This window comes from Hyunsoonleella sp. J2K-J805, from assembly GCF_057167125.1.
The window spans coordinates 3,493,192-3,517,541 of sequence record NZ_CM169901.1; the positions used below are offsets into that span (position 1 = coordinate 3,493,192).

The following is a 24,350-nucleotide window of genomic DNA, read 5'->3' on the forward strand; positions in this document are numbered from 1 at the left end:
GGAAAACCCTAGGTGTTATCATTTCTATATGCGCTTTAAAAGCGACTTTCAAAGATACATTTTGTTCTACTTTTTTCTACTGTGCAGGACAAAAAAAAAGCCTCAAATCGAGACTTTTTATCTGTGCTGCATGCTTTATTTCTAATATTCATCTTCATTCCAAAGATAATCCTCGTCCGTTGGATAATCAGACCAGATTTCCTCGATAGAATCATAAGAGTCTCCTTCATCTTCTATCGACTGCAAGTTTTCAACAACTTCCAAAGGCGCTCCAGTTCTAATAGCGTAATCTATCAATTCGTCCTTTGTGGCTGGCCATGGCGCATCACTTAAATACGATGCTAATTCTAAAGTCCAATACATTTCTTAATGTTTAATTTTTTGCAAAAATAATTTTTTAGTTTAAACACACAAGAAAAAAGTGAAATATTTAAATCAATATTAATATGAACGTATCTCTTAGTACTCAAAACAGAAGAAATTATTCTTGCTACGTTAATAATAGCGCAACATAACAGCTTTTTGGGCGTTACCACAAGGGTCGGGCTTTCGGCAGTCGCTCTCTCCTGCGTCGAGGAGCTTCAACAAATGCCTCAATCCCTAACGCAAAGACAATTATGTCTTTTTGCTGTAATTTCCGGAATAACTAAGAAGTTTTACATTTTTTTAAGAAAGAGCAATCTCTTCAAAAATTAAGTTTTCTCAGGAATCCATTTAATTTCATTTGCTTGTAGGTCAGACGACAATTTCCGTGCCAATACGAAAAGGTAGTCAGAAAGACGGTTTAGGTAAGTTAGCGCATTGGCCTCAAAAGGTTCCAATTCGTTCAATGCCGAGGCTAGTCGCTCTGCACGCCTGCAAACACAACGGGCTATATGACAGAATGACACCGTTTGATGCCCACCAGGTAGCACAAAGTGCGTCATTGGTGGTAAAGCAGTGTTCATCTCGTCCATTTCCTTTTCTAGAAGTTCAATATCAGTAGCTTTTATTTTTTCGATATTTAAACGTTCCTTGCCATTCTTCAAGATGGCTTTTTCTGGGTCGGTAGCCAAAATAGCACCAACGGTAAACAGTCTGTCCTGAATCTTAATAATAAGATTTTTGTAATGTTGGCCAATATTTTGATCGCGGATTAATCCCAAATGAGAGTTCAGTTCGTCTACAGTACCGTAGCTATCAATCCTGATGTGGTGCTTTGGTACGCGCGTACCTCCAAATAGGGCAGTAGTACCCTTATCTCCTGTTTTAGTGTAAATCTTCATTTTTCTTTTTCAATTTTTCTTTTAAAATCTTTTTAAACTTTCTGTTGTTTACCACTACGAATAAAAGTCCAATAATTATTGCTATCGTGGCCTAGTTTAAATACATATTCAAATTTAGGGGAAATATAGCTAAAGTAGCAATGTATTAACGCTTTTCCTAACAATCACTAAGAGGTATTATCTTCTTTTTTAATGCAGTTTCTTTTAAACATGGCATCGTTATGCTATCTCTCTCCTTTTACTAAAACTTTAGAAACCAGTCTTAATTAAAAAGAAAATAATGCCAAGAATGAGCATATCTATAATTTATCGTTTTTTAATTTTTTTTTGTTAAAACCGTTTTCAAATGACCTTTTTGACATCTCGTTATCGCCAAAAAAATTTTAATGACTACAAAACTAACGATAATTAAAACTAGCTTAATTTTAATTTTTGCTTTAAAGTAAAACAAGTTACAAACGGTTTTTTTAATAGAAAAAATATACATTTGTTATAGTTGCTATAAACAACCAATCTTACAAATGAAGAAAAGTCTACTTTCTCTGCTTATTATCTTTTTTAGTTTATTTGCTCAAGGACAATCCTATATTGGGTTTCTTTCAGATAACTACAGTGGTGTAAATGCCGTAATTTCAAATCCAGCAACTACTGTTAATTCACCTTACAAGCTAGATATAAATCTTGCAGGTACTAGTGCCTTTGGGAGTAATGATTATTTTGGAGTTAACATTTTCGATACTTTTAAGGATGGCTATAGTTTTGATTTAGAGTCTGAAAAATCACCTTCAAACGATAATAGAGGAACTGGAAATATTGATGTTTTAGGCCCTTCATTTATGTTCAATCTTAGCGCCAATAGTACCTTGTCAATATTTATCCGTGGAAGACTATTTTTTAATGCCAATGAAATTGATGGTACAACATTGGCCTCCATTGATGATGCTACTACCAATGATTATAATATTAATGAAGAAAGCTTTAGCGGTTTAGGACACTCTTGGGCGGAGTTTGGTGTATCCTACGCCAGAACCATTTTAAGCAATAGTCGTAATAGACTAGATGGAGGGTTTTCTATAAAATATTTAAAAGGTTTAGGTAGTGCTTATGCTTACGGAGAGGATATAATTTTTAATTATGATGCTGATGGTACTGATCTTGGAGGTGGAGAAACAACTGGAAGTATTTCTTCTTCTGGGACTTTAAATATAGCGCGTTTTGAAGAGTTTGACGCCGATGGTTATGATTACAGAGCACCTAAAGATGCAAGTGGTTTTGGATTTGATTTAGGTGTATCATATCTGTGGAATCCCAATGGTTTTGATAGTAATGCATTTAATGATTACAAATTGAAAATTGGACTTAGTGTTACCGATATTGGATTTGTTAATTACAAAAATGGTATTAGGGAAATTTACAACATCACTGCAAACAATATAAGTGAAGAGGACTATGATAACGCAGAAAGTGTAAATGATTTTTTAAATGATGCTTATACAAGGCAGGATGCTACTAGTGGCTATAAAATTGATTTGCCTACAGCAATGCACGTTAATCTAGATTGGAATTTAAACACAAAGTTCTTTTTGAATTTGAATACTGATATATCTGTAATGTCTAAAAATAGAATTACGGCAAACCGTATTGCAAATGTGGTGTCTTTAACTCCTCGATATGAAAGCAAATGGTTTAGCTTTTATTTACCACTAAGTGTAGTGGAGCGCAATGGCTTTAGAATGGGGGCTGGATTTAGAGCAGGCCCTTTGTATGCTGGTTCTGGATCAATAATTTCAGCTTTTGCAAGTGATAATAACCAACAGGCAGATGTTTATGCTGGCTTTAAAGTTCCAATTTATAAAAACACACCTAAGGATAGGGACGAAGACGGTATTGTGGATAAAAAAGATGAATGTCCTGAAGAATTTGGGCCAGAAGAAAATAAAGGTTGTCCTTGGGGAGATAAGGACGAAGACGGTGTTTTAGATAATGAGGACGCGTGTCCAGAAGAAGCTGGTGAAATAGAGAATAATGGATGCCCTTGGAAAGATTCAGATGGTGACGGTGTTTTAGATAAAGACGATGAATGTATGTTTGAAGCTGGCACTATTCCAAATAAAGGTTGTCCTGAGGAGGAGGTTACTGAAGAGGTTCAAAAAACATTAAATGCTTTTGCAAGAACTATCTTGTTTGATTCTGCAACAGCTCAAGTTAAAGATGAATCTAACGCGGTACTTATAGAAATTGTTGAGATTCTTAAACAATATCCAAGTTCTGGCTTTACCATTGAAGGACATACAGATAGTACTGGTGGAGATGATTTGAATAGAGAATTGTCAGAATTAAGGGCAAATTCAGTGAAAAACTTTTTAGTGAAGAACGGTATAGACCCGAACAGACTGCTAACGGTTGGTTACGGAGAAAGTAAACCAATTATGAGCAATAAAACGCGCTACGGAAGATCTAGAAATAGACGAGTTGAAATAAACTTGATAGATTAGTTAGGCGTTATAATCTAATTGTAAAATGCTCTTTGGCTTGTTCTTTTCTAAAGAATACGAAGCCCCAGTAAAAAGTGTTTATGGTTACGGTTGCTTTTGGGTGGTTTTTAATAATTTCCCATGCCTCTGTCATGCCTTTAGACCAGTAGATGTCGTCAAATATAAATACTGAGTCGTTATTCGCTTTAGGTAATAGCATCTCAAAATACTTTAATGTAGCTTCTTTTTTGTGATTACCATCAAAAAAAACCAAATCAAATTCTGAAGTATTAAGTTTAGGTATTACTTCTAAAAAATCACCCGTTTCTAGTTTTATGTTATTTAGTTGTTGAAGCTCAAATTGAGTTTTGGTATATTTTGAAATCTTTGGGCACCCCTCAATTGTTGTTATTTTTGATTTAGGATTTCCTAATGAGAGGGCCTGTGTTGCCAAACCTAAGGATGTACCAAGTTCTAAAACTGAAATAGGTTTAAAGTAATTTACTATTCTAAACAAAAGCATGGCATTTTTGTTCGAAATAGAAACGTGCTTGACAATATCTGAGATAGCCTTAGATTTTGATTTTAGTTTTGTGCTTCCAGCTCCAAAATCTGTAACTTCAATTTTATCATCTACCTGCTTTAAACGTTTTCTAAAGTCTTCAATATTATGGTATTGGGGATATTTAGTTTTATCATAAAAACATTTTGTAACCAAATCGTAAACAAATGGCGAGTGCACACCGTGTTGGTTAGAGGATTTTAACAGAAATTTTATGTATTGTTTGATTTGGTATAGCATGATTGGGGAACTAGATGTGAGATACAATAAAAGCTAATAACACAATCATTACAAACCAAAAAATGTACCCGTAGGTTTTAACCTTTTCGGCTTGACGTAGTTTTTTTTCAAAACCATAGCGTTTATATCGCTCAACTTCAGATTCTGAATAATGATCATCTTTCCCTTTAGATCTAGGTATAAAAGATGGTAAAATAAAGAAAGTTAGCCATTCTTCTGTGGAAAGAGGTATTTCTTTTCTCATCTCTTGAAAAACTTTATACTTTTTATAATCTACCTCAATCTGTTCTATTTCTTTTTCACCAAGTTTTCTTGATTTAAGTTCTTCCTGGGCTTTTTTAATAAGTTCATATTTCTTGGAGTTTTTTATCGCATCTAGAAGTTCAACATTTGTATAACGATATATTTTCTTATCAATCATAAATGCTTCAGTCTTCCAATTTAGCGGATAATTCAAACCAACGCTCTTCCTTAGATTCTATCGTTTCAATAATTTGTTGTAATTCTTCAGAAAGCGTATTTATTTCTTCTTGTGTTAAATCGGGATTATTAAACTTACTTTCCAACTCTTTTTTGTCAAAAGCCAAAGCGTTCAGTTTACTCTCAATATTTCGCAGTTCCTTTTCTTCGTTAAACGAAAGTTTCGAAGCTTCGTTTTGTTTCCAGGACTGTTTTTCTTTTTTGTTTTCTGTTGTTTTCGCAATTACAGGCTGACTGTCTTCATAAGTTCTGTAATCACTATAATTCCCCGGGAAATCGTCAATAACACCTTCGCCTTTAAATACAAATAGATGATCTACAATTTTATCCATAAAATAACGGTCATGAGATACCACTATAATGCATCCAGGGAAATCTAGAAGGAAACTTTCCAAAACGTTTAAAGTCACTATATCCAAATCGTTTGTGGGCTCATCTAATATTAGAAAATTTGGATTTTGAATTAAAACTGTACATAAATACAATCGCTTACGTTCGCCGCCACTTAGTTTTTCCACAAAATCATATTGCTTTTTTCTGCTGAAAAGAAAGCGTTCCAATAATTGTTGTGCGCTAATCTGGCGTCCCTTTTTTAAAGGGATATAGTCTCCAAACTCCCTAATAACGTCAATTGCTTTTTGTTCTGGCTTTATCGTAATTCCGCTCTGCGTGTAATAACCAAATTTTACGGTTTCGCCTTTTACAACCTTCCCGGAATCTGGTTTGTCCAATTGTGTTAAAATATTCAGGAATGTAGTTTTTCCAGTGCCGTTTTTTCCAATGATACCAACACGTTCGCCTTTTTTAAACGTATAGTCAAAACTCTTTAAAATTACTTTTTCCTTAAATGCCTTGGAAACTTTACGGAATTCTAGAATTTTACTCCCTAGACGCTCCATGTTAAGTTCTAGTTGTATTTGATGTTCCTTACGCCTTTGGTGGGCTTTATGTTTTATTTCAAAAAAGTCATCAATTCTTGATTTTGATTTTGTAGTTCTTGCTTTTGGTTGGCGCCGCATCCAATCTAGTTCTTTTTTAAAAAGTTGCTTGGTTTTTCCAGCTTCGGCTTCTTCTCGTTCTTTACGTTCTTGTTTTTTTTCTAGATAATACGAGTAATTGCCCTTATAATTGTAAAGCATCCCATTATCTAACTCAATAATTTCATTACAAACGCGCTCTAAAAAGTAACGATCGTGGGTTACCATAAAAAGTGTGATGTTTTCCTTGGCAAAAAAATCTTCTAACCACTCAATCATTTCTAAGTCCAAATGATTGGTGGGCTCGTCTAAAATCAACAAGTCTGGTTTGTTAATTAAAGCATTGGCTAAGGCTAATCGTTTTTTTTGTCCACCAGAAAGTGTGCTTACTTTTTGGCTCAAATCATCAAGTTTTAATTTGAAAAGTATCTGTTTATAGAGTGTCTCAAAATCCCATGCTTGGTGGCGTTCCATAGCATCAAAGGTAGCTTGGTAGTTTTCAGTATCCTCTGGATTTAAAAGTGCTTTTTCATAATTTGCAATGATTTTTAAAATGGGATTGTCGCTTGCTAATATGGTATCTTCAACAGTTAATGTTTTATCAAATTTTGGATCTTGTGATAAAAAAGAGACCTTAATATCTTTTCTGTAAATGATGTTTCCAGAATCGGCAACATCATCACCAGATAAAATATTTAAAATAGAGGTTTTTCCGGTACCATTTTTAGCAATAAATGCTATTTTTTGGTCTTTATGGACACTAAATGAAATATTTTCAAAAAGTGTGAGTTCTCCATAAGACTTAGATATGTTTTCAACAGTTAAATAATTCAAAGTATCTATTTTTTGAAATGTTGGATAAAAAACCAAAAAATCCGATTAAAGTTTTATTATTCACGATGAAAGGTTATATTTGTCGTATCTCAAACCCCATGGAATGAAGCAATTTATTTGGTTTTATCTGCTAGTTTTTGGCCTCTTTTTTAATTCGTGTATTACCAACAAAGACCTTGTTTATTTACAAGATAAAGGTACAACGGTTGATAATTCTTCGCAAATACAAAGTATGGTAACGCCATATAGGGTACAAGTTAATGATATACTGAGTATTAGTATAAAATCTACGGATAGTGAGCTTAAGAAATTGGTTGAGATTTTTCAACCTACAGAGCAAGCGAATGGTCAAATAAATGCGCAAAGTCTTTATTTTAGTGGTTTTACTGTAGATTTACATGGTAATATTGAATTTCCCATATTGGATAAAATAAATGTTCTTGGTTTTACTACCGATGAGATTGAGGAAAAGGTGAAACAAGCACTTTTGGATAAGTACCTAAAAGACGTCGCAAAAATATTTGTAACAGTAAAATTATCAGGTTTACGATATACCGTTACAGGTGAAGTAGCTGGAGGTGGCGTGCTTACGTTGTTTCAAGATAGGGTAAATATTATTGAAGCACTGGCAAACGCAGGAGATATAAGGGATACTGGGGATAGAACCGATGTTTTGATAGTAAGACAATATCCTGATGGACAACAAATACACCACATAGATTTAACAGATAAGGCCGCCATGAAATCACCATATTATTACATTAAGCCCAATGATATGATATTGGTAAAACCTTTGAAAAGAAAAGCTCTTGGAGCAGGACAAACGGCAACACAAACTATTACCACAATAGCAAGTCTTTTCTCTATTTTGCTCTCAACATATCTTTTAACACAGCAGAACTAAATAGGCTATATGAACGACGAATTTGACATAATAGACTCTGGTCCAGCGTTTGATATTAAGGCATTTCTTTTTAAAGCACTTAGCTACTGGAAATTATTCGTCATTTGTGTTGGCATTGGTGTTTTTATAGTTTATCAACAAAATATACGCAAACAACAATCTTACAGGCTTAGTACAAAAATCTCTTTAGAGGAAGATAAAAACCCTCTCTTTTCTTCAAACACAAGTCTTACATTTAATTATGGCGGGATTTCAGGAAAGGTTCAAACTATAATCAATACACTACAGTCAAGAAGTCTACACGAACAAATAGTTGACAATTTGCAATTTTACGTTACCTACCTGAAAGAATCACGTTTTCGTAAAGATGATATATATAAAGATGCTCCCTTCAGATTTGAGATAGATACTGCGGCGTATCAAGTTTTAAATACACCAATTAAAATAAGTTTTAAAGATAGTAATCAATTTGATTTAGAGTTTGATTTTGAATCCAGTACTATTACAACACAAAAATATTCTAATCAATCGGTTAAAACAAAAGATGTTTCTTCGGGGGTTTCAGTAACAACGCATAACATAGGCGAATTTATCGATCTACCCTATTTTAAAGGGCAAGTTATATTGGCAGAAGAAAGAACTGTGAAATCTGGTGATATTTATTTTATTGAGCTCTTAAGTTTTGATGCTGTGGTGGCTACATATCGTGGAAGGTTATCAATCGGTAATCCACGGAATTCTTCAATTATTAACTTGAGCATGGTAGACAATAACACCAAGAAGATTGAAGATTATTTAAATGAAACAGTTAGGGTATTAACAAAAGAGCAATTGGAAAGAAAAAACCAATTTGTTACCAATACTATAGCCTTTATAGATAGCCAATTGTCTAGGGTAAAGGATTCCTTAACAGTTAATTCTGATGACATTATCGAATATAGTTCCAAAATGGGGATCTTTAATTTAGATCAAGAAAGCGAATTGCTATCCCGAAAACTTTCAAGTTTAGAGCTTCAACGTGATGATATTGTAAGGAAGAAGGCATATTACGCAAACCTTAAAACCTATTTAGAAACCAGCAAGTCGTTTACTGAACTTCCAGCCCCATCTGTAGCAGGTATAGACGATGTTAATATTTTAGGTAATATTTCAAGAATTAATGCCTTATCAGTTCAAAAGGCAAAATATGAAGCAACTGTTAAAGAAGGCGCTTCAATATTCGATGAGCTTAACATGCAGATCGATGGTTTTAAACAAGTTTTGCTTGAGAACATAAAATCTTCTACTGCAGGATTAGATAGAGAATTGAATGCTGTAAATAGTAAAATAACTAAGGAAAAAGCACAGTTCAATAGGTTGCCAAAAGACCAACAAAATTTATTGGATATTAAACGTCAATATCTATTAAATGAAAAAACATATAATCTATTTTTATCTAAACGTGGGGAAGCTGATATTATAAAAGCCGCAACAGTATCAGATATTATTTGGATAGATTCTGCAAAGAATACAGGAGCTAGACCTATTGATTTAAAATTAAGTTCACGCTACATATTTGCTATACTAGGAGGGTTGTTGCCACCGCTATTGCTGGCTCTTTTAGTAACTCTCTTTGATACAAGAATACACGACCCTAAAAGTTTAGATAATCTTACTAATATTCCGATACTTGGCGTGGTGGGTAAAAACACTTTAGATAATAACTTAATTGTACATAGAAAACCTAAATCTGCGGTTTCAGAGGCGTTTAGGGCAATACGGTCTAGTTTGCAATACATGTACAAACAGCACGATATTGAGAGTACAAAAACTGTTATGGTAACTTCTTCTGTTAGCGGTGAGGGCAAAACATTTTGTTCTATAAATATAGCTACCGTGTTTGCGTTAAGTGGGAAAAAAACAATACTGGTTGGTCTTGATTTAAGAAAACCTAAAATTTTTGGGGATTTTAAGATTGAAAATGATATTGGCGCAGTAAATTATTTAATTGGCCAGAAAACTTTAGAGGAAGTTACCCAAAAAACAATCGTCGAGAATCTTGATGTTATCACTTCAGGCCCTATTCCTCCAAATCCATCAGAACTTTTAATTAATGAAAGGATGAATAAATTAATTGAAAAGCTTAAAAGTGAATATGACTATATCGTATTAGATACACCTCCAATTGGTTTAGTTGCTGATGCTATTGAGTTGATTCAATTCGCTGATGCATCGTTGTATGTTGTTAGGCAAGATTATACTAAAAAAGAGATGATAAACCTAATTAATGATAAGTACAAAAAAGGTGAAATTAAAAATTTAAGTATAGTATATAATGGTTATAATGAGAAAGGGCGTGGTTATGGTTATGGCTACGGATACGGTTATGGCTATGGCTATGGCTATGGATATGGATATGGGAATTACACGAATGGTTATCATGATGATGAAAAATCAAAGAGGTCTTTTATAAAAAAGACCATAAGATTTTTTAACCCATTTAAGTAAGGCCACTCAAAATTCAAAAGGTGAAAATCTTGAAAAACGAAACATCAAATACTGAGTGGTTATATACTATTTCTCCTAAGAAAAAATTTATTGATTTTAATTTTAGGGAAATATGGCGTTATAGGGATTTAATAATATTATTTGTTAAGCGAGATATTATAACGGTCTATAAGCAAACCATTTTAGGGCCATTGTGGTTCTTAATTCAACCGCTTTCCACATCTGTGATTTTCACGTTAATATTTAATAATTTAGGTCAGATAGAAACTGGAAGTGTGCCTCCATTTTTATTTAACCTGGCAGGTATTACTGCTTGGAATTATTTCAAAGAATGCTTAACAGGAACTTCGGGTACGTTTGTGAAAAACCAGAATATTTTTGGTAAGGTATATTTTCCTAGAGTTGTTATGCCCATGTCCGTCACTATTTCAAACTTATTGAAGTTTGGCATACAAATAGGTATTTTTATGTTATTTTTTCTGTACTACTATTTTAATGGTCTTACTCTACAGATAAATAATTGTATATTGTTATTTCCAATATATGTATTGCTTATGGCCTTATTAGGGTTGGGCTTTGGAATGATTATTTCTTCAATGACTACCAAGTATCGTGATTTAACAGTATTGGTTGGTTTTGGTGTGCAATTGTTGATGTATATCTCCGCAGTGCCTTATCCAGTATCTGAGGCGCGATTAAAATTTCCAAGTTGGGTAGTGCCAATAGTAGAATATAACCCGTTAACACAAATTATTGAGGGCTTTAGGTATATGCTTTTAAATACAGGCACGTTTAGTTGGGAAGGCTTTATATACACCATGTTGATAAGTGTTTTTATTTTTTTGATTGGATTAATAATTTTCAATAAAACAGAGAAAAATTTTATTGATACGGTTTAGATATGAGCGATGTGATATTAAAAATAGAGAACGTTTCTAAACAATATCGATTAGGTTTGGTTGGCACAGGTACCATTGCCAGCGACCTTACACGATGGTGGAGTAAGATAAGAGGAAAACAAGATCCGTTTTTGAAGGTAGGCGAGGTAAACGACAGAAGCAGCAAAGGCAATTCTAATTACGTATGGGCTTTAAAGGATATAAATTTTGAAGTAAAACGTGGAGAGGTTCTAGGAATTATTGGTAAAAATGGAGCTGGCAAATCTACATTATTAAAAATCCTTTCAAGAGTTACGCTACCAACCACAGGGAACATAAAATCTAAAGGGCGTATAGCATCTTTATTAGAGGTTGGGACTGGTTTTCATCCAGAGATGACGGGACGGGAGAATATTTACTTAAACGGTGCTATCTTGGGCATGACCAAGCAAGAAATAAAGTCTAAGATAGATGAAATTATAGAGTTTTCTGGATGTCAGCGTTATATCGATACACCGGTAAAACGTTATTCCAGTGGTATGAGAGTACGTTTAGCATTTGCGGTAGCTGCTCATTTAGAACCTGATATTTTGGTAATAGATGAGGTTTTGGCTGTAGGTGATGCCGAGTTTCAGAAAAAGGCCATTGGAAAAATGCAGGATATAAGTCAAGGGGAAGGACGTACAGTATTATTTGTAAGCCATGACTTGAGTGCAATTAGTACTTTGGCTAGTAGAACAGTAGTGCTTGTAAATGGTAAAATTGCGACAATCGATGAGACGAGTAAGGCCATAAGCTATTATTCATCTTTGGAAACTTCACAAAGGATTATAGAAAAAGAGCCATTAAAAGAGCATCCATCGGTAACGCGAGTAGAAATTATTACATCAGAAGGAGGGACTTTGCAAGCAAATGGAGAAGCTTTTAAAATTGATTTTGAATTTAATTTACCTGTTGATAATTATAAGAATTTAGCTATTGCTTTCCAAATAATGAATAATCTTAATAAGGGAGTTTTATTTGCTTATATTTTTGATATAGATTCACCAATTTGTAGAAAAAGAGGAGTGAATAAAATGCGATATGTATTTGATAAACTTCGCTTATATAAAGGAAATTATCACTTAAGAATACACCTAGCGAATTCTAAAACAAGAGAAAAGTTCCAGGAATTTGATTGTTGTAATTTTGAGGTAGATATGTTAAACCAAAAAGAACCAGAATGGGGTTGGCAAAACAACATTTGTCAATACATTGACGAAGGAAATTGGACATTACATTAGCTTAGTAATTAAAAAAGTAATAAATGATAAAATTATTCCATAAAAAATCAAAGGAAGAATCTATATACGATAGGTATAAAGATTTCACAATGATTCCTTTGGGAACTTATACTGATAATTTATTGTTATGTGATGGGGTTAGTGCTATTGATGGCTGTGTTGTAGAATGTGGGGTTTGGCGAGGAGGCATGATTGCTGGTATTTACGACTATTCTCAAAAAAAGAGAAAATGTATACTCTTTGATAGTTTTGAGGGCCTGCCAGATGCAAAACTAAATGATGGTGATGCCGCCAAGACTTGGCAACTAGATAATGATGGAAAAGGACTAGATAACTGTAAAGCAGAAATTCATTTAGCAGAAGAGGCGATGGCGTTATCCGGATCAACACATCATGAAATTGTAAAAGGGTGGTTTGATAAAACCATACCAAATACTAAAATTTCAGAACCTATTGCTATTTTGAGATTAGATGGAGATTGGTATGATTCTACAATGGTATGTTTAGAGAATTTATACCCTTTAGTTGCAGAAAATGGTCTTATCATTATTGATGATTACTATGCTTGGGATGGTTGCTCAAGGGCGGTTCACGATTATTTATCTAAAAACAATTTACCTTTGAGAATTCGTCAAACAAAAAATGATGTTTGCTACATCATTAAAACATCCCAAGGAAGGAAACTTTAAAAGAATGACTCCCAAAGATTATAATGATAATTTCCATGAAGTACACTTTCAGAATTCTTTAAATTCTGCACAAGAAGTTGTGCCTCTTTTTTTGTCATACTTTAAGCCCAAAACTGTTCTAGATGTTGGTTGTGGGTTGGGAACTTGGTTAAGTGTTTTTGAGGAGAATAACTGTGAAATTTTTGGTATTGATGGTGATTATGTAGAAACCGAAAAATTAGTTGTTAAAGCAAGTAAGTTTAAGGCTTTTGATTTAAACAACATGATCAATTTAGGTAAAAGGTTCGACTTGGCCATTTCACTTGAAGTTGCGGAACATATTTTACCTGAAAACTCGAAAACATTTATAAATTCCTTATGTAGTCACAGCGATATTGTATTGTTTTCTGCGGCTATACCGGGTCAAGAAGGAACACTACATTATAACGAGCAGTACAATCAGTATTGGGTTGATATTTTTCTAGATAATGGATATGAATGCATAGATTTTTTAAGACATAAAATTTGGAACAACACAAAGATTAGTTGGTGGTATAGACAGAATATTTTGGTTTTTATTAAAAAATCAGAATTAGACAACCCTTCTTATAAAATGATTTTGAAAGAGAACAGGAAATGTTTAAACACGTATGTACATCCAGAATTATTGGAGTATAAATGTAGAAAGATATCAAGGTTGGAAGAGAGAAATGCGGTTTTAGAAAAAAGATTGAACAGTTCTTCTTATTTGCTAAAATGCTATTTAAAAAGAATAAAATCAAGATTAAAATTAAGAGGATAAAAGATTTGTATTATAATAAAAAATTAAACTGCAAAACCTTAGTAAATAGGCTTTTTTCATATTTAGATAAAAAAGATTTCAACCCAATAAATACAATGAATTACGTTATTGTAGTAACGAAAAAATAACAATGAAACCTATACTATCCATAGTTATACCATGTTACAATTCAGAGAAAACCCTAGAGGGAACTTTAGAGTCTGTTTTGCATCAAGATTTTCAAGATTGGGAAGCTATTATTGTTAATGATGGGTCGCCAGATAATTTAGAATCCATAGCCTTAAAGTGGGTAGAGATAGACAAGCGATTCAAATACCATAAAAAAGAAAACGGAGGACTTGGGTCGGCCAGAAATTTTGGAATTAAAAAGGCTATAGGAGAGTTTATACTTCCTTTAGATTCTGATAATCAAGTAAAAAAGGATTATGCATTAAAAGCTATTCCTGTTTTTACGGAAAAGGAAAATGTGGGTGTGGTTTATGGACATGCAGAGTATTATGGTGAGAGAACGGGCATGTGGAATGTTGGTGATTTTAATCTAAATAAAATATTGAATCATAATTATATAGATGCATGCGCTATATTCAAAAAGCGTTTGTGGGAAGAAATAGGGGGTTATGACCAGAATATGCCCCATCAAGGTCATGAAGATTGGGATTTTTGGATTTCAATGGCGGCTTTAAATGTTGAATTTTACCATTTAAGGCAAGTTGCATTTAGGTATTATGTCGCAAATACCTCTATGATAAAATCTTTTACGGATAAAATGGTTCTAGAAAACCAAGACTATATTGTTAAGAAGCATTCTGCCCTGTTTCACAAGCAATTTCAAGATTTGTTCAGCAACAATACAGAGCAACAAAATAAGTTTTTAAACAAAATATCTAGTAGAAAGTTTGTAATTGATGCTTTTTGCAAAAAACTATTAGGCTTTAAGCTTTTTAATAGTGAACTTGATAAACTATAATTAAAATTTAATTTGAAGTTTTGCGCAACAGCTCATTAGTATCAATTTGCATTCCTACGTTTAATGGTGCTGCATTTCTGCAAAGTGCACTCGATTCTATTTTAAATCAAACTTATGAAACTATTGAAGTTGTTATAAGTGATGATAATTCTAAAGATGATACTTTAGCGATTGTAAAACAATTTAAAACAACGACAGATTTTCCAGTTCATCTCTATTCACATCAGCCTACAGGAATAGGTGCAAATTGGAATAACTGTATCAAGAATGCCAACGGAAAATACATTAAGTTTTTATTTCAAGATGATGTTTTATTGGATACTTGTGTTGAGAAAATGGTAAACGTGTTGGAGGCCAATTCAGATATTGGGTTGGTTGCATGCAAAAGAGGATTTTTGGTAGACACAATTTTTGATAGTGAAGAGACTAATAAGTGGATAGGTAATTTTAAAGACTTGCAATTAAATTTAAACTTAAAGAATCAGGGTGATTATCAATTAATGACAAAAGAGATTTTTAAATCAGACTACTTCTTAAAAGCACCAATGAATAAAGTTGGAGAGCCGTCTACTTATATGTTTTCAAAAAGCCTTATTGATAAAATTGGATGTTTTAGAGAGGATTTAAAACAGGTTTTAGATTATGAGTTCTGTTTTAGAGTTTTAAAATTCAAAAACGTAGCAATTTTAAATGAGGAGTTGGTAAAGTTTAGATTGCACAATAACCAAGCAACCCAATCCAATAGAGGAAAAGATGGTAATGATTATACAATTTTATATAAATTACTATATGATGAATACTTTTGGCTTGTGAATTCAAAACTAAGATTAAAATTGCTAAAACGGTTTAATCCATTTGTAAAGTCCTTGTTAGCATTAAGAAGAAAACTAAGAATTAGATGAGTCGCAGCTTGTATATCATCATAGTAACCTACAACGGCATGCAGTGGCTGCCAAAAACATTGGCTTCCATTCCTGAGAAATACTATATAGTTGTTGTTGATAATAATTCAACAGACAACACTACAGAATATATTGAACAGAACTTTAAAAACATTACCTTATTTAAGCAGAAAGAAAACCTAGGTTTTGGGGGCGGTAATAATTTAGGAATCAGTTATGCGCTAAAACAAAATGCCGATTATGTTTTTTTATTAAATCAAGATGCGTATTTGGAAACTGATACAATAGACAATTTAATAAAAGTTCATCAATTAAATCCAAAATATGGTATTTTAAGTCCTATACATTTAAATGGTTCTGGACATGAGTTAGATTGGAATTTTTCTACATATTTAGAAAAGGAAGATGTCAACGAGATTATTGCGGCGGGTTTCGGTATTGAAAAAAATAATAAAAACAACATTTACGATGTACCGTTTGTTAACGCTGCTGCGTGGTTGCTGCCAATACATACTATAAATACAATTGGAGGATTCGATCCAATATTTTTCCATTATGGAGAGGATAACAACTACTGCCAAAGAGTTTTGTATCATAATTTGAAGATTGGTGTTGTGGCAAATGTATTTGTAAAACACGATAGAATAAATCAAGGGTTTGATCCTGAGATTACTCAGGAAGATGCTCTAAAAAAGCGCGAAAAGCAACTTAAGGTAAATTGGGCAGATATAACCGCGGATAGGCTTTTTGAAGCTAAGAAACGAAAAAAGACACTTTTTAGAAAACTGATATCTGCATTAACGAAGCTCAGTTTTAAAGATGTAAAGCGTCGGTGGGTGGAAATCAATTTAATTAATAAAATGATGCCCGAAATAGAGTTAAGTAGGCAAAAAAATAAAACCATTGGAAGGCATTATATAGATGAATAATCCTTTAGTATCCATAATCATCCCAACCTTCAATAAGAGCGAGTTGGCTATTGAAACCTTAAAAAGTATAATTAACCAAAGCTATACAAACTGGGAATGTATTGTGGTGGATGATGGTTCAGATAGCAAGGAATATAAAGTTTTGAATGAATTTATAATTTCAAACCAAAAATTCACTCTTTATAAAAGGCCTATGCAGACAAAAAAGGGGGCAAATGCTTGTAGAAATTATGGGTTGTACCTTGCTAAGGGGAAATACATTCAGTTTTTTGATAGTGATGATATTATGTTGAAAGGTTGCATAGAAGGAAGGGTGAAGGCAATTGATGCATCAAATCTCGACATGGTTGTATTCTCAATGGGGATTTATAAAAATGATGGTTATTCAAACGATGACACACCCGATGTTATGGTTGAAGATTGGGAACAGGCGTTGAATGCTTTTATTGGTAAAAATAGGTTGCCCTGGAACTTGCAACGTACCCTATACAACGCTTCCTTGATAAAGGATAAAATGAACTTTAATGAAAATTTAAGCAGGTTTCAAGATGTAGAGTTTAATATCAAATTATTAAGTCAGTTAAAGCCTAAGTTTAAAATTTTTACAGAGATAGATTGTGTATACAGAAGAGCAAGTGCCAAAAATCCAAGAACAAAAGATTTTAATAAAAATGTGTTTAATTCCATTCCTGTGTTTTTGCAATCCATACATTCTGAAATACCTAAAAATATTTTGGCGCTAAACAAACAAAATATGCAGCAATGGCTTTTTAGTTTAGTTGGTTTGTATACAGATAAAAGTTGGAGTCAAAGTCAGTTAAGTCCAGTGCTTCATGCTACTAAAACATATAATATTTTAAGCATAAAACAGGCAATAGTTTTAAGACTCCTATTTGTTAGTAAAACAAAGCTTAAAGGCTTAAAAGGGCAATCAAAATTTATTAAGTTCCTTAGAAAGGCTTACGTAAAATAATATTAATATCTTTAATTCTTCCTAACGTAAAATTAGATCAATGGGCAAAATTAACGTTACAAAAACCTTTATGCCGCTTCAAGAGGAATATAATGCCATTTTGCAAGAAGCTTGGAGTACGTCATGGCTTACCAATAGAGGGGTTTTAGTTTTGCAATTGGAAGAGCGCATCAAAAGAACATACAACGTTAACAATATTATTTTAACAGCTAATGGCACGTTACCATTACAAATCGCAATTAAGATTTTTGCGAAAAACTCAGAAATTATTACCACGCCATTTTCTTATGTAGCAACTACAGCCTCCATTTTATGGGAAAATTGTAAACCAGTATTTGTTGATATAAATGAGGATTTTTTAACTATAGATGAGACTAAAATTGAAGCAGCAATAACTAACAAAACCACAGCAATTTTGGCAACCCATGTATTTGGAAATCCATGTAGTCTGGATAAGATAAATGAAATAGCAAAAAAATACAATTTAAAAGTTATTTATGATGCGGCACACTGTTTTGGGGTAGAATATAACAATAGCTCAATTTTTAATTACGGCGATGTTAGCACATGTAGTTTTCATTCCACTAAATTGTTCCATACGGCCGAAGGGGGTGCTATGTTTTGCAATGACGATGGAATCTACAAAACATTATATCACAAACATAATTTTGGGCATGATGGTGAATTGCATTTTCATGGTTTGGGCATTAATGCTAAAATGTCAGAATTACAAGCAGCAATGGGGTTGGCTATCTTACCTTACATGGTCACAATAATTAACGAAAGAAAAAAAGTGGTGGAGTATTATCTAAAGGAACTATCAAATACTAACCTAAGATTTTTGAGGATAAGGCCCAATACCAAATGGAACTTCTCTTATTTCCCCATTATATTTAAAGATGAAAACGTATTGCTAAAAGCAGTAGAAAAACTTATGCTTAATGGTGTACACCCTAGAAGATATTTTTACCCATCGTTAAACAATTTACCGTATTTAGATGAAAATTGCAATATGCCAATATCTGATGCTATAGCCAAAACTATACTTTGTTTGCCATTATATGTAGGCTTAAAGACTGCAGAATTAGAGTTGATTACTAAGACAATAAGAGATATATTATGATAATAGTAGGTGCAAAAGGTTTAGCAAAAGAGGTACTGGAGATTATTTCGGTTGATTTGGGGTTTTTAGATAGCGATGTTGTTTTTTTTGATAATTTAAACACCAACTTACCAGAACTTTTATTCGATAGATTTAAAATTTTAAAATCATTCGATGCCGTTCGATCATACCTCGAAAATTCAAAAAACAAATCCTTTGTTTTAGGTTTGGGCAATACTAAATATAGGGAAATGCTTTTCCACAAGTTTACAGAATTGGGGGCAGAACCAGCAACTATAATAGCAAAACACTCTAATGTAGGGAGTTTTGGGGTAAGTTTGGGAGCAGGTACGACAATAATGCAAGGGGCGGCAATATCAAATGATGTGAAAATTGGTAAAGGAGGTTTAATTTATTACAATGCCGTTGTTGCCCATGATAGTATTTTGGGCAATTTTGTACAGGTCTCCCCAAACGTTAATATTTTGGGCAGGTGCAAAGTAGGTAATAATACATTTTTAGGAGCCGCTAGCACAATTTTACCAGATGTTGAGATTGGAAACAATGTTGTTGTAGGGGCAGGTGCTGTAGTAATTTCTAATGTGGCAGATGGCAAGGTTGTAGTCGGTGTGCCAGCCAAAGCAACCAAGTGATAACAAATACGGTTTAAATGGAACTCATATCGGTATGCATGATTACTTATAATCATGAGGCTTATATAAAGGAAGCCATAGAGGGTGTATTAATGCAAGAGGTAGACTGTAATCTGGAATTGATTATCTCAAACGACTGCTCCGTAGATAATACCGATTCTGTTATTAGAAATATTATAAAAAATCATCCAAAGTCAACACTTGTTAATTATAAAAACCATAACAAAAACCTTGGTATAATACCCAATTTACTTTACGCAATAGATGGTTGCCAAGGCGAATATATAGCCATGTGTGAAGGCGATGACTACTGGATTGATAAATTTAAACTTCAAAAACAAATCAATATTCTACGGGAATACCCGAAAGTAGGTTTAGTCTACACTGGCGTTGAATTCTACAATCAAGAAGATAATACATTTTTAGAAGTGCTACCGAGGTACAGTAAAACTAAGGAAGAAGCAATAGTTATGATGCTAGAAAGTAAATTTATAGAGTTTCCAACTACAATTTTTAGGAGTACAGTATTAAGAAAGGTTTTAAGAAAACTTAATGAAGAACTAAAACCATCAACTATTGTTGGGGATACAAGACTATTATTAGAAACAGCTTATCAATCTGAATTGTATTTTGTAAAAGATATTACAACAGTATATAGAATAGCTGAAGGTAGCGCAAGTTACCCCAAAAACATAGATAAATTTATAGCTGTATTACTGGACACTTACCATTGTAGATTGAATTTTGTTAATAGAAATGATCTAGATTATAAATTGTTGGGTGCATCTGTATGTAACACAAACAAAAACTTGATAAACAAAGCTTATGTTAGCAATAATTACAAAAATGTAATTAAATTATTGAGGCATATTTTAGTAAAAGAAACTTTCAAATATTGCAGTTTAAAGGTGTTTGCAAAAAAAATTAAATTTAAAACAATGGTGAAGTTTGTTTTTGCTCTTTTAGGTCTTGGAGTTCTAAAGCAAAAACTTATTTAAATGGTATCTATAATCATACCTTTATATAACAGGGTGCATTTAATAGAAGAGACTATTACTTCAATTAAAGTACAAACCTATACTGATTGGGAATGCATCATTGTTGATGATGGCAGTACGGATACCACCGTTAAAAAAGTAAATTTACTAATTCAGGATGATGATAGATTTAAATTATTTGAAAGACCTAATAATATAGCAAAAGGCCCAAGTGCATGCCGAAATTTTGGCTTTACAAAAATTAAGGGTGACTACTTACAGTTTTTTGATAGCGACGATATTATGCATCCAGATCACCTTAATTTGAAAATGAAAGCTATTGAAAAAAATGATGTAGTGGTTTGCAAGTTAAGGGCGTTTTCAGGAGCTTTCAATAATAGTATTTTTTCTGAAGAAGATAAATCCCCCAACCTCGTTGAGCCTGAAAACCTGTTTGAAGCATTTGCTACAGGAGCATTTCCTATGATGATGGTAGCGGCACTTTGGAAAACCTGTAGTATACAATCGTATTTTCCAATTCGAGAAGATATGCATATTCTAGAAGATCATGAGTTATATGCGCGAGCCTTATTTCAAAAAAAATCTTTGGCAATTGTTAATAGGGAACTCATTTATTATAGGGTAGGCGAGCAATCATCAACCAATAGTTTTTATTCGAATGTTGATTATGGTTTAACGTCATATTTTAAAGCTAAAAATACTGTTCTAAAACTATCGCAATCACATCCTGTTAAATTATCTGTTTTAAAAATGACACTTGGATTTTTTAGGCAAGCTCTTGCAGAGCGAAACTTCGTAGCAGCAAGTAAATGTTTAAGTTTTATAAAAGAAAAAAAACTATGCTATAATTTTGTTTTGAAATTAAAGTACTTTCGAATTCACTTTTTCTATATCATATTTAAAGTAATTCGCAAGGGCGATACTAAATTTAAACCTTTATTTAAGCTATAATGAAGATTTTAATGGTAGCCATTCCCAATCATCATTTTTTTCAATGGGTAAACCAGCTGAAAGACTGTGGTTTTGAGGTATTTTGGATTGATGCAAATGACGATGGGGTAGTATCACACAGGATACCATGGGTAAAACAAGTTAAGGGATGGAGGCTTAATTGGGATTATCCATTACGATTGACTTTGAAAAAGAGAGTTCCTGGATTGTATAAATTTTTGCAAAAATTTAATGAAAAAAGTCTAGCGACTGCTCTCAGTGAAAGTATTTCATCCGTTAATCCAGACATTGTACATTGCTTTGAAATGCAGCTCACAGGCTTTTCCATTCTACCAATTATGAAGGAGAATAATATACCTTTTATCTATTCCTCTTGGGGAAGCGATGTGTACTATTATAAGAAAAGAGGAACAACAGATAAGGAAGTAGAAGATTTTATGAAACGGGTGGACGTGTTAATTTCCGATTGCCATCGGGATGTAAAAGCACTTAAGAATTTAGGTTTTTACAAAACATCCTACGTCTTTCCTGGTAACGGTGGCATTTCTGTGGATACCACAAAAATTAAAGTACAAAAAGATAGAAGTATTATCCTTTTTAAAGGGTATCAGTATGATGCTGGTGAAGCTCTGCAAATTGTAAAAGCCATAGAATTACTGAATATAGAGCTAATTAAGACTGTTGAGTTTCATGTATATAGTACAGATAAAGAACTAGAGAATTATATCAAAGCCTCTCACGTTTTTAAGCAACTATCTTATGTTATCCATCCAAGGCATGAAAGACTTAAAAATGAAGAACTATTAACCCTTATGGGGAAAAGTATCATTCATTTAGGCAATAATCTTTCTGATGGTATGCCAAATGCACTTTTAGAAGCTATGGCGATGGGAGCATTTCCCATCCAATCTAATCCTGGAGGGGCTACTGCCGAAGTTATAGAGCACGGAGTTAATGGTTTCTTAATAGAAAACCCTTTGGATTTTAAAGCAATTTCGAAATTAATGGAACATGCCTTAATCGATTCAAAATTAAGACAAAAAGCACAAGATTATAATGTAAGATTTATTGAAAATAATTATAAACGTGCTACCTTACAGCCTAAAATAATTCAACTTTACGAAGACACGATAGTATAAGGCTTAAGCTAAATGGAAGTATCTTTTTTAATAGTTACAAAACATAGGGCGAAAGATTTGGCATTTACGCTAGATAAACTAAAAGCTATTGTTGAAAGCTCTCAACATGAAGTCTTAGTGTTTGTTGATGGGTGTACAGAAACTGAAGCTATAATTGATGATTATGATTGGGTTAAATGGACGGTTTCGCAAGAAAGTATCAGTGCATCTCCAGCACGAAATATATTGTATAAGAAGGGAAAAGGCAAAGTTTTTATTGGTTTAGATGATGATGCCCACCCTATAAGTGCAGATTTTATTAATTCGGTTTTTCATTGTTTTGAACAAGATGCTAATCTGGGAATTATTGCGTTTCAAGAAGTGAGGGGTTTGTTTAAATCTGATGCGGTGGCACTAGAGAACTCAAAACAGTTGGAGTCTTATTACACTAACGATTTTGTAGGCTGTGGGTTTGCTATAAAGAAAAGTGTCTATGAGCTCACCAGAGGTTTTCCCAATTGGATGGATATTTATGGTGAAGAATCAGTGGTAGCTCTAGAAGTTTTAGATTTGGGGTACACTATTTTTTACCAACCAGAAATAAAAGTTAACCACAGAGTGGATGTTCAATTAAGAAAAAAGAGAGGTAGAAATTATTACAGGTTTCAGCGTCAACTAAAAAATAGTATCAATTTTTATATTGTATATTATAAGAATCCATTAAAAAAAATAATGAAAGTACTTTGGCATAACTTTGTTAAATATGCCTTGAAAGACAGCACATATTTTATGGATTATTTTAAGGCAATATTTAAAACCATTTTAGGTTTACCAAAAGTTTTAAAACACAGAAAACCTGTAAAACCTGAAACCATACAACAAAAACTAAACTCGCAAGGTCTAAAATATTGATAAAAAAGAAGTTAATGCTAGTAAAAATTTGCAGATACTATCCCTATCCTGACATAAAACGACAAACTCCAAAGCAATCTTTTAAATGGAAACATATTACGTTTACCGAGGAAGATGTAAAAGAGTGCGATTTTTTGGTGATTCTAGACTATCCAAAAACTGATGTAAACGTAAAAGTAAATCCTGATAATATCTTGCACTTATGTTTAGAGCCAGCAAATGAGATTTCAAAATACCGTCAATATGCAAATAAGAAGGTATCCGTAATTTATAATCAAATAAACCAAGGAGGGAAATATGTATTGGCGCAACCAGCACTACCTTGGCATTTAGACCAGGATTATGATTATTTTAAACAATTAAAGCCTAAAGATTTACAGAAAGAAGACAAAATAGTTTGGATTACCAGCAACCAGCGAACCTCTGTTCAGCATAGTAAAAGGATGGATTTTCTAGAATCTATTTCAGATTTGCCTTTTGTACATTTATTCGGAAGAGGCATTAAGGAAGTAGACAGCAAGTGGGATGTGATGAAATCTTCAAAATATACCATTGCCTATGAAAACTTTCGCAATGATTATTACTGGACAGAGAAAATAGCCGATTGCTTTTTAAGTTACAATGTACCTTTATATTTCGGGTGTGAGCGCATTGAAGACTATTTTCCTGCCGAGGCTATAATCCAAATTGATCCAAAGGATAAGCATATCAAACAGTTTTTAAAGGAAACAGTGAATTCTAAAACTTATGAGCATAAATTGGAAGCTATTACAGAGGCCCGAGAACTCGTTTTAGACCATTACCAAATATTTCCATTTATTACCAATCAAATTGATGCAATACTATCAAAAAGAGGTGCGAATTCAAGTGATAAAAAAGAATTAATCCACCTCAAGGGCGGTAATGCATATTATGATAATTACCCAAAATCGTTGGATGTTAAAAAATTCATTAGAAAAGTAAAACGCAAATTTAAACAATAGAAACACGT

The 24,350-nt window shown here is 33.0% G+C and carries 23 protein-coding genes; 18 read left to right on the top strand and 5 right to left on the bottom strand.

The features are described 5' to 3' along the window. Positions 1–141 precede the first annotated feature (141 nt). Positions 142–363: a DUF2795 domain-containing protein gene (locus AC1B0Z_RS15365; RefSeq protein WP_019387375.1), complete on the bottom strand. Its 222-nt coding sequence runs from the start codon at positions 361–363 to the stop codon at positions 142–144. Positions 364–692: 329 nt separating this feature from the next. Further along, positions 693–1,265, bottom strand: a complete 573-nt coding sequence (locus AC1B0Z_RS15370) for a cob(I)yrinic acid a,c-diamide adenosyltransferase (RefSeq protein WP_483793031.1) — start codon at positions 1,263–1,265, stop codon at positions 693–695. Positions 1,266–1,786: 521 nt separating this feature from the next. On the opposite strand from AC1B0Z_RS15370, the gene AC1B0Z_RS15375 reads away from it, so the two are divergent. Next, positions 1,787–3,760 (top strand): DUF5723 family protein, encoded by a 1,974-nt coding sequence (locus AC1B0Z_RS15375; protein ID WP_483793033.1) that lies wholly within the window; start codon positions 1,787–1,789, stop codon positions 3,758–3,760. Positions 3,761–3,767: 7 nt separating this feature from the next. Here the strand turns inward: AC1B0Z_RS15375 and AC1B0Z_RS15380 are convergent, their stop codons facing one another. The 3 genes from AC1B0Z_RS15380 to AC1B0Z_RS15390 are packed head-to-tail and all read right to left on the bottom strand — an operon-like array spanning position 3,768 to position 6,832. Next, positions 3,768–4,541 (bottom strand): O-methyltransferase, encoded by a 774-nt coding sequence (locus tag AC1B0Z_RS15380; RefSeq protein ID WP_483793034.1) that lies wholly within the window; start codon positions 4,539–4,541, stop codon positions 3,768–3,770. A 10-nt stretch (positions 4,542–4,551) separates the two neighbouring features. Further along, entirely contained in the window at positions 4,552–4,962 is a 411-nt protein-coding gene (locus AC1B0Z_RS15385; protein ID WP_483793036.1) for a hypothetical protein, read from the bottom strand. A 7-nt stretch (positions 4,963–4,969) separates the two neighbouring features. Further along, on the bottom strand, positions 4,970–6,832 hold the full coding sequence (locus AC1B0Z_RS15390) for an ABC-F family ATP-binding cassette domain-containing protein (RefSeq protein WP_483793037.1): 1,863 nt from the start codon (positions 6,830–6,832) through the stop codon (positions 4,970–4,972). A 103-nt stretch (positions 6,833–6,935) separates the two neighbouring features. Here AC1B0Z_RS15390 and AC1B0Z_RS15395 point away from each other — a divergent pair, with 103 nt between their 5' ends. From AC1B0Z_RS15395 to AC1B0Z_RS15475, 17 genes are all read left to right on the top strand, one after another. Beyond that, positions 6,936–7,736 (top strand): polysaccharide biosynthesis/export family protein, encoded by an 801-nt coding sequence (locus AC1B0Z_RS15395; protein WP_483793038.1) that lies wholly within the window; start codon positions 6,936–6,938, stop codon positions 7,734–7,736. Positions 7,737–7,745: 9 nt separating this feature from the next. Next, entirely contained in the window at positions 7,746–10,223 is a 2,478-nt protein-coding gene (locus AC1B0Z_RS15400; RefSeq protein WP_483793039.1) for an exopolysaccharide transport family protein, read from the top strand. 20 nt (positions 10,224–10,243) lie between these two features. After that, entirely contained in the window at positions 10,244–11,122 is an 879-nt protein-coding gene (locus AC1B0Z_RS15405) for an ABC transporter permease (RefSeq protein ID WP_483793040.1), read from the top strand. Between the two features lie 2 nt (positions 11,123–11,124). Continuing rightward, entirely contained in the window at positions 11,125–12,384 is a 1,260-nt protein-coding gene (locus tag AC1B0Z_RS15410) for an ABC transporter ATP-binding protein (protein ID WP_483793041.1), read from the top strand. Positions 12,385–12,407: 23 nt separating this feature from the next. Then, positions 12,408–13,073, top strand: a complete 666-nt coding sequence (locus tag AC1B0Z_RS15415) for a TylF/MycF/NovP-related O-methyltransferase (RefSeq protein WP_483793042.1) — start codon at positions 12,408–12,410, stop codon at positions 13,071–13,073. After that, positions 13,027–13,854, top strand: a complete 828-nt coding sequence (locus tag AC1B0Z_RS15420) for a class I SAM-dependent methyltransferase (protein ID WP_483793044.1) — start codon at positions 13,027–13,029, stop codon at positions 13,852–13,854. The genes AC1B0Z_RS15415 and AC1B0Z_RS15420 overlap by 47 nt, the downstream gene beginning before the upstream one ends. Positions 13,855–13,984: 130 nt before the next feature. After that, the gene (locus AC1B0Z_RS15425) at positions 13,985–14,821 is read left to right on the top strand and encodes a glycosyltransferase family 2 protein (RefSeq protein ID WP_483793046.1); all 837 of its coding nucleotides are present in this window, start codon (positions 13,985–13,987) and stop codon (positions 14,819–14,821) included. Between the two features lie 20 nt (positions 14,822–14,841). Further along, positions 14,842–15,723: a glycosyltransferase family 2 protein gene (locus AC1B0Z_RS15430; protein ID WP_483793047.1), complete on the top strand. Its 882-nt coding sequence runs from the start codon at positions 14,842–14,844 to the stop codon at positions 15,721–15,723. After that, positions 15,720–16,652 carry a glycosyltransferase family 2 protein gene (locus tag AC1B0Z_RS15435; protein ID WP_483793048.1) on the top strand — a complete coding sequence of 311 codons (933 nt, stop codon included), beginning with the start codon at positions 15,720–15,722 and terminating at the stop codon, positions 16,650–16,652. The genes AC1B0Z_RS15430 and AC1B0Z_RS15435 overlap by 4 nt, the downstream gene beginning before the upstream one ends. After that, positions 16,645–17,625, top strand: coding sequence for a glycosyltransferase family 2 protein (locus tag AC1B0Z_RS15440; RefSeq protein ID WP_483793049.1), 981 nt, complete (start codon positions 16,645–16,647; stop codon positions 17,623–17,625). Before AC1B0Z_RS15435 ends, AC1B0Z_RS15440 begins: the two co-directional genes overlap by 8 nt. A gap of 40 nt (positions 17,626–17,665) precedes the next feature. After that, positions 17,666–18,748, top strand: coding sequence for a DegT/DnrJ/EryC1/StrS family aminotransferase (locus AC1B0Z_RS15445; protein WP_483793050.1), 1,083 nt, complete (start codon positions 17,666–17,668; stop codon positions 18,746–18,748). After that, positions 18,745–19,380 (top strand): NeuD/PglB/VioB family sugar acetyltransferase, encoded by a 636-nt coding sequence (locus AC1B0Z_RS15450; protein WP_483793051.1) that lies wholly within the window; start codon positions 18,745–18,747, stop codon positions 19,378–19,380. The genes AC1B0Z_RS15445 and AC1B0Z_RS15450 overlap by 4 nt, the downstream gene beginning before the upstream one ends. Positions 19,381–19,397: 17 nt before the next feature. Beyond that, on the top strand, positions 19,398–20,378 hold the full coding sequence (locus AC1B0Z_RS15455) for a glycosyltransferase (protein WP_483793052.1): 981 nt from the start codon (positions 19,398–19,400) through the stop codon (positions 20,376–20,378). Next, positions 20,379–21,329 (top strand): glycosyltransferase family 2 protein, encoded by a 951-nt coding sequence (locus AC1B0Z_RS15460; RefSeq protein ID WP_483793054.1) that lies wholly within the window; start codon positions 20,379–20,381, stop codon positions 21,327–21,329. Then, positions 21,329–22,468 (top strand): glycosyltransferase family 4 protein, encoded by a 1,140-nt coding sequence (locus tag AC1B0Z_RS15465; protein WP_483793055.1) that lies wholly within the window; start codon positions 21,329–21,331, stop codon positions 22,466–22,468. Before AC1B0Z_RS15460 ends, AC1B0Z_RS15465 begins: the two co-directional genes overlap by 1 nt. 12 nt (positions 22,469–22,480) lie before the next feature. Then, a complete protein-coding gene (locus AC1B0Z_RS15470; protein WP_483793057.1) occupies positions 22,481–23,359 on the top strand; it encodes a glycosyltransferase family 2 protein in 879 nt (292 codons plus the stop codon). Positions 23,360–23,373: 14 nt separating this feature from the next. Next, positions 23,374–24,342, top strand: a complete 969-nt coding sequence (locus tag AC1B0Z_RS15475; RefSeq protein ID WP_483793058.1) for a glycosyltransferase family 10 domain-containing protein — start codon at positions 23,374–23,376, stop codon at positions 24,340–24,342. Positions 24,343–24,350: the final 8 nt, after the last annotated feature.

What these genes read in the sequence shown, in the direction of transcription:
- AC1B0Z_RS15415 (WP_483793042.1), top strand. Translation starts at nt 12,408, where the DNA reads ATGATAAAATTATTCCATAAAAAATCAAAGGAAGAATCTATATACGAT.
- AC1B0Z_RS15370 (WP_483793031.1), bottom strand. Translation starts at nt 1,265, where the DNA reads ATGAAGATTTACACTAAAACAGGAGATAAGGGTACTACTGCCCTATTT.
- AC1B0Z_RS15440 (WP_483793049.1), top strand. Translation starts at nt 16,645, where the DNA reads ATGAATAATCCTTTAGTATCCATAATCATCCCAACCTTCAATAAGAGC.
- AC1B0Z_RS15475 (WP_483793058.1), top strand. Translation starts at nt 23,374, where the DNA reads ATGCTAGTAAAAATTTGCAGATACTATCCCTATCCTGACATAAAACGA.
- AC1B0Z_RS15460 (WP_483793054.1), top strand. Translation starts at nt 20,379, where the DNA reads ATGGTATCTATAATCATACCTTTATATAACAGGGTGCATTTAATAGAA.
- AC1B0Z_RS15450 (WP_483793051.1), top strand. Translation starts at nt 18,745, where the DNA reads ATGATAATAGTAGGTGCAAAAGGTTTAGCAAAAGAGGTACTGGAGATT.
- AC1B0Z_RS15445 (WP_483793050.1), top strand. Translation starts at nt 17,666, where the DNA reads ATGGGCAAAATTAACGTTACAAAAACCTTTATGCCGCTTCAAGAGGAA.
- AC1B0Z_RS15465 (WP_483793055.1), top strand. Translation starts at nt 21,329, where the DNA reads ATGAAGATTTTAATGGTAGCCATTCCCAATCATCATTTTTTTCAATGG.
- AC1B0Z_RS15395 (WP_483793038.1), top strand. Translation starts at nt 6,936, where the DNA reads ATGAAGCAATTTATTTGGTTTTATCTGCTAGTTTTTGGCCTCTTTTTT.
- AC1B0Z_RS15435 (WP_483793048.1), top strand. Translation starts at nt 15,720, where the DNA reads ATGAGTCGCAGCTTGTATATCATCATAGTAACCTACAACGGCATGCAG.
- AC1B0Z_RS15410 (WP_483793041.1), top strand. Translation starts at nt 11,125, where the DNA reads ATGAGCGATGTGATATTAAAAATAGAGAACGTTTCTAAACAATATCGA.
- AC1B0Z_RS15425 (WP_483793046.1), top strand. Translation starts at nt 13,985, where the DNA reads ATGAAACCTATACTATCCATAGTTATACCATGTTACAATTCAGAGAAA.
- AC1B0Z_RS15400 (WP_483793039.1), top strand. Translation starts at nt 7,746, where the DNA reads ATGAACGACGAATTTGACATAATAGACTCTGGTCCAGCGTTTGATATT.
- AC1B0Z_RS15385 (WP_483793036.1), bottom strand. Translation starts at nt 4,962, where the DNA reads ATGATTGATAAGAAAATATATCGTTATACAAATGTTGAACTTCTAGAT.
- AC1B0Z_RS15470 (WP_483793057.1), top strand. Translation starts at nt 22,481, where the DNA reads ATGGAAGTATCTTTTTTAATAGTTACAAAACATAGGGCGAAAGATTTG.
- AC1B0Z_RS15455 (WP_483793052.1), top strand. Translation starts at nt 19,398, where the DNA reads ATGGAACTCATATCGGTATGCATGATTACTTATAATCATGAGGCTTAT.
- AC1B0Z_RS15420 (WP_483793044.1), top strand. Translation starts at nt 13,027, where the DNA reads ATGATGTTTGCTACATCATTAAAACATCCCAAGGAAGGAAACTTTAAA.
- AC1B0Z_RS15375 (WP_483793033.1), top strand. Translation starts at nt 1,787, where the DNA reads ATGAAGAAAAGTCTACTTTCTCTGCTTATTATCTTTTTTAGTTTATTT.
- AC1B0Z_RS15380 (WP_483793034.1), bottom strand. Translation starts at nt 4,541, where the DNA reads ATGCTATACCAAATCAAACAATACATAAAATTTCTGTTAAAATCCTCT.
- AC1B0Z_RS15365 (WP_019387375.1), bottom strand. Translation starts at nt 363, where the DNA reads ATGTATTGGACTTTAGAATTAGCATCGTATTTAAGTGATGCGCCATGG.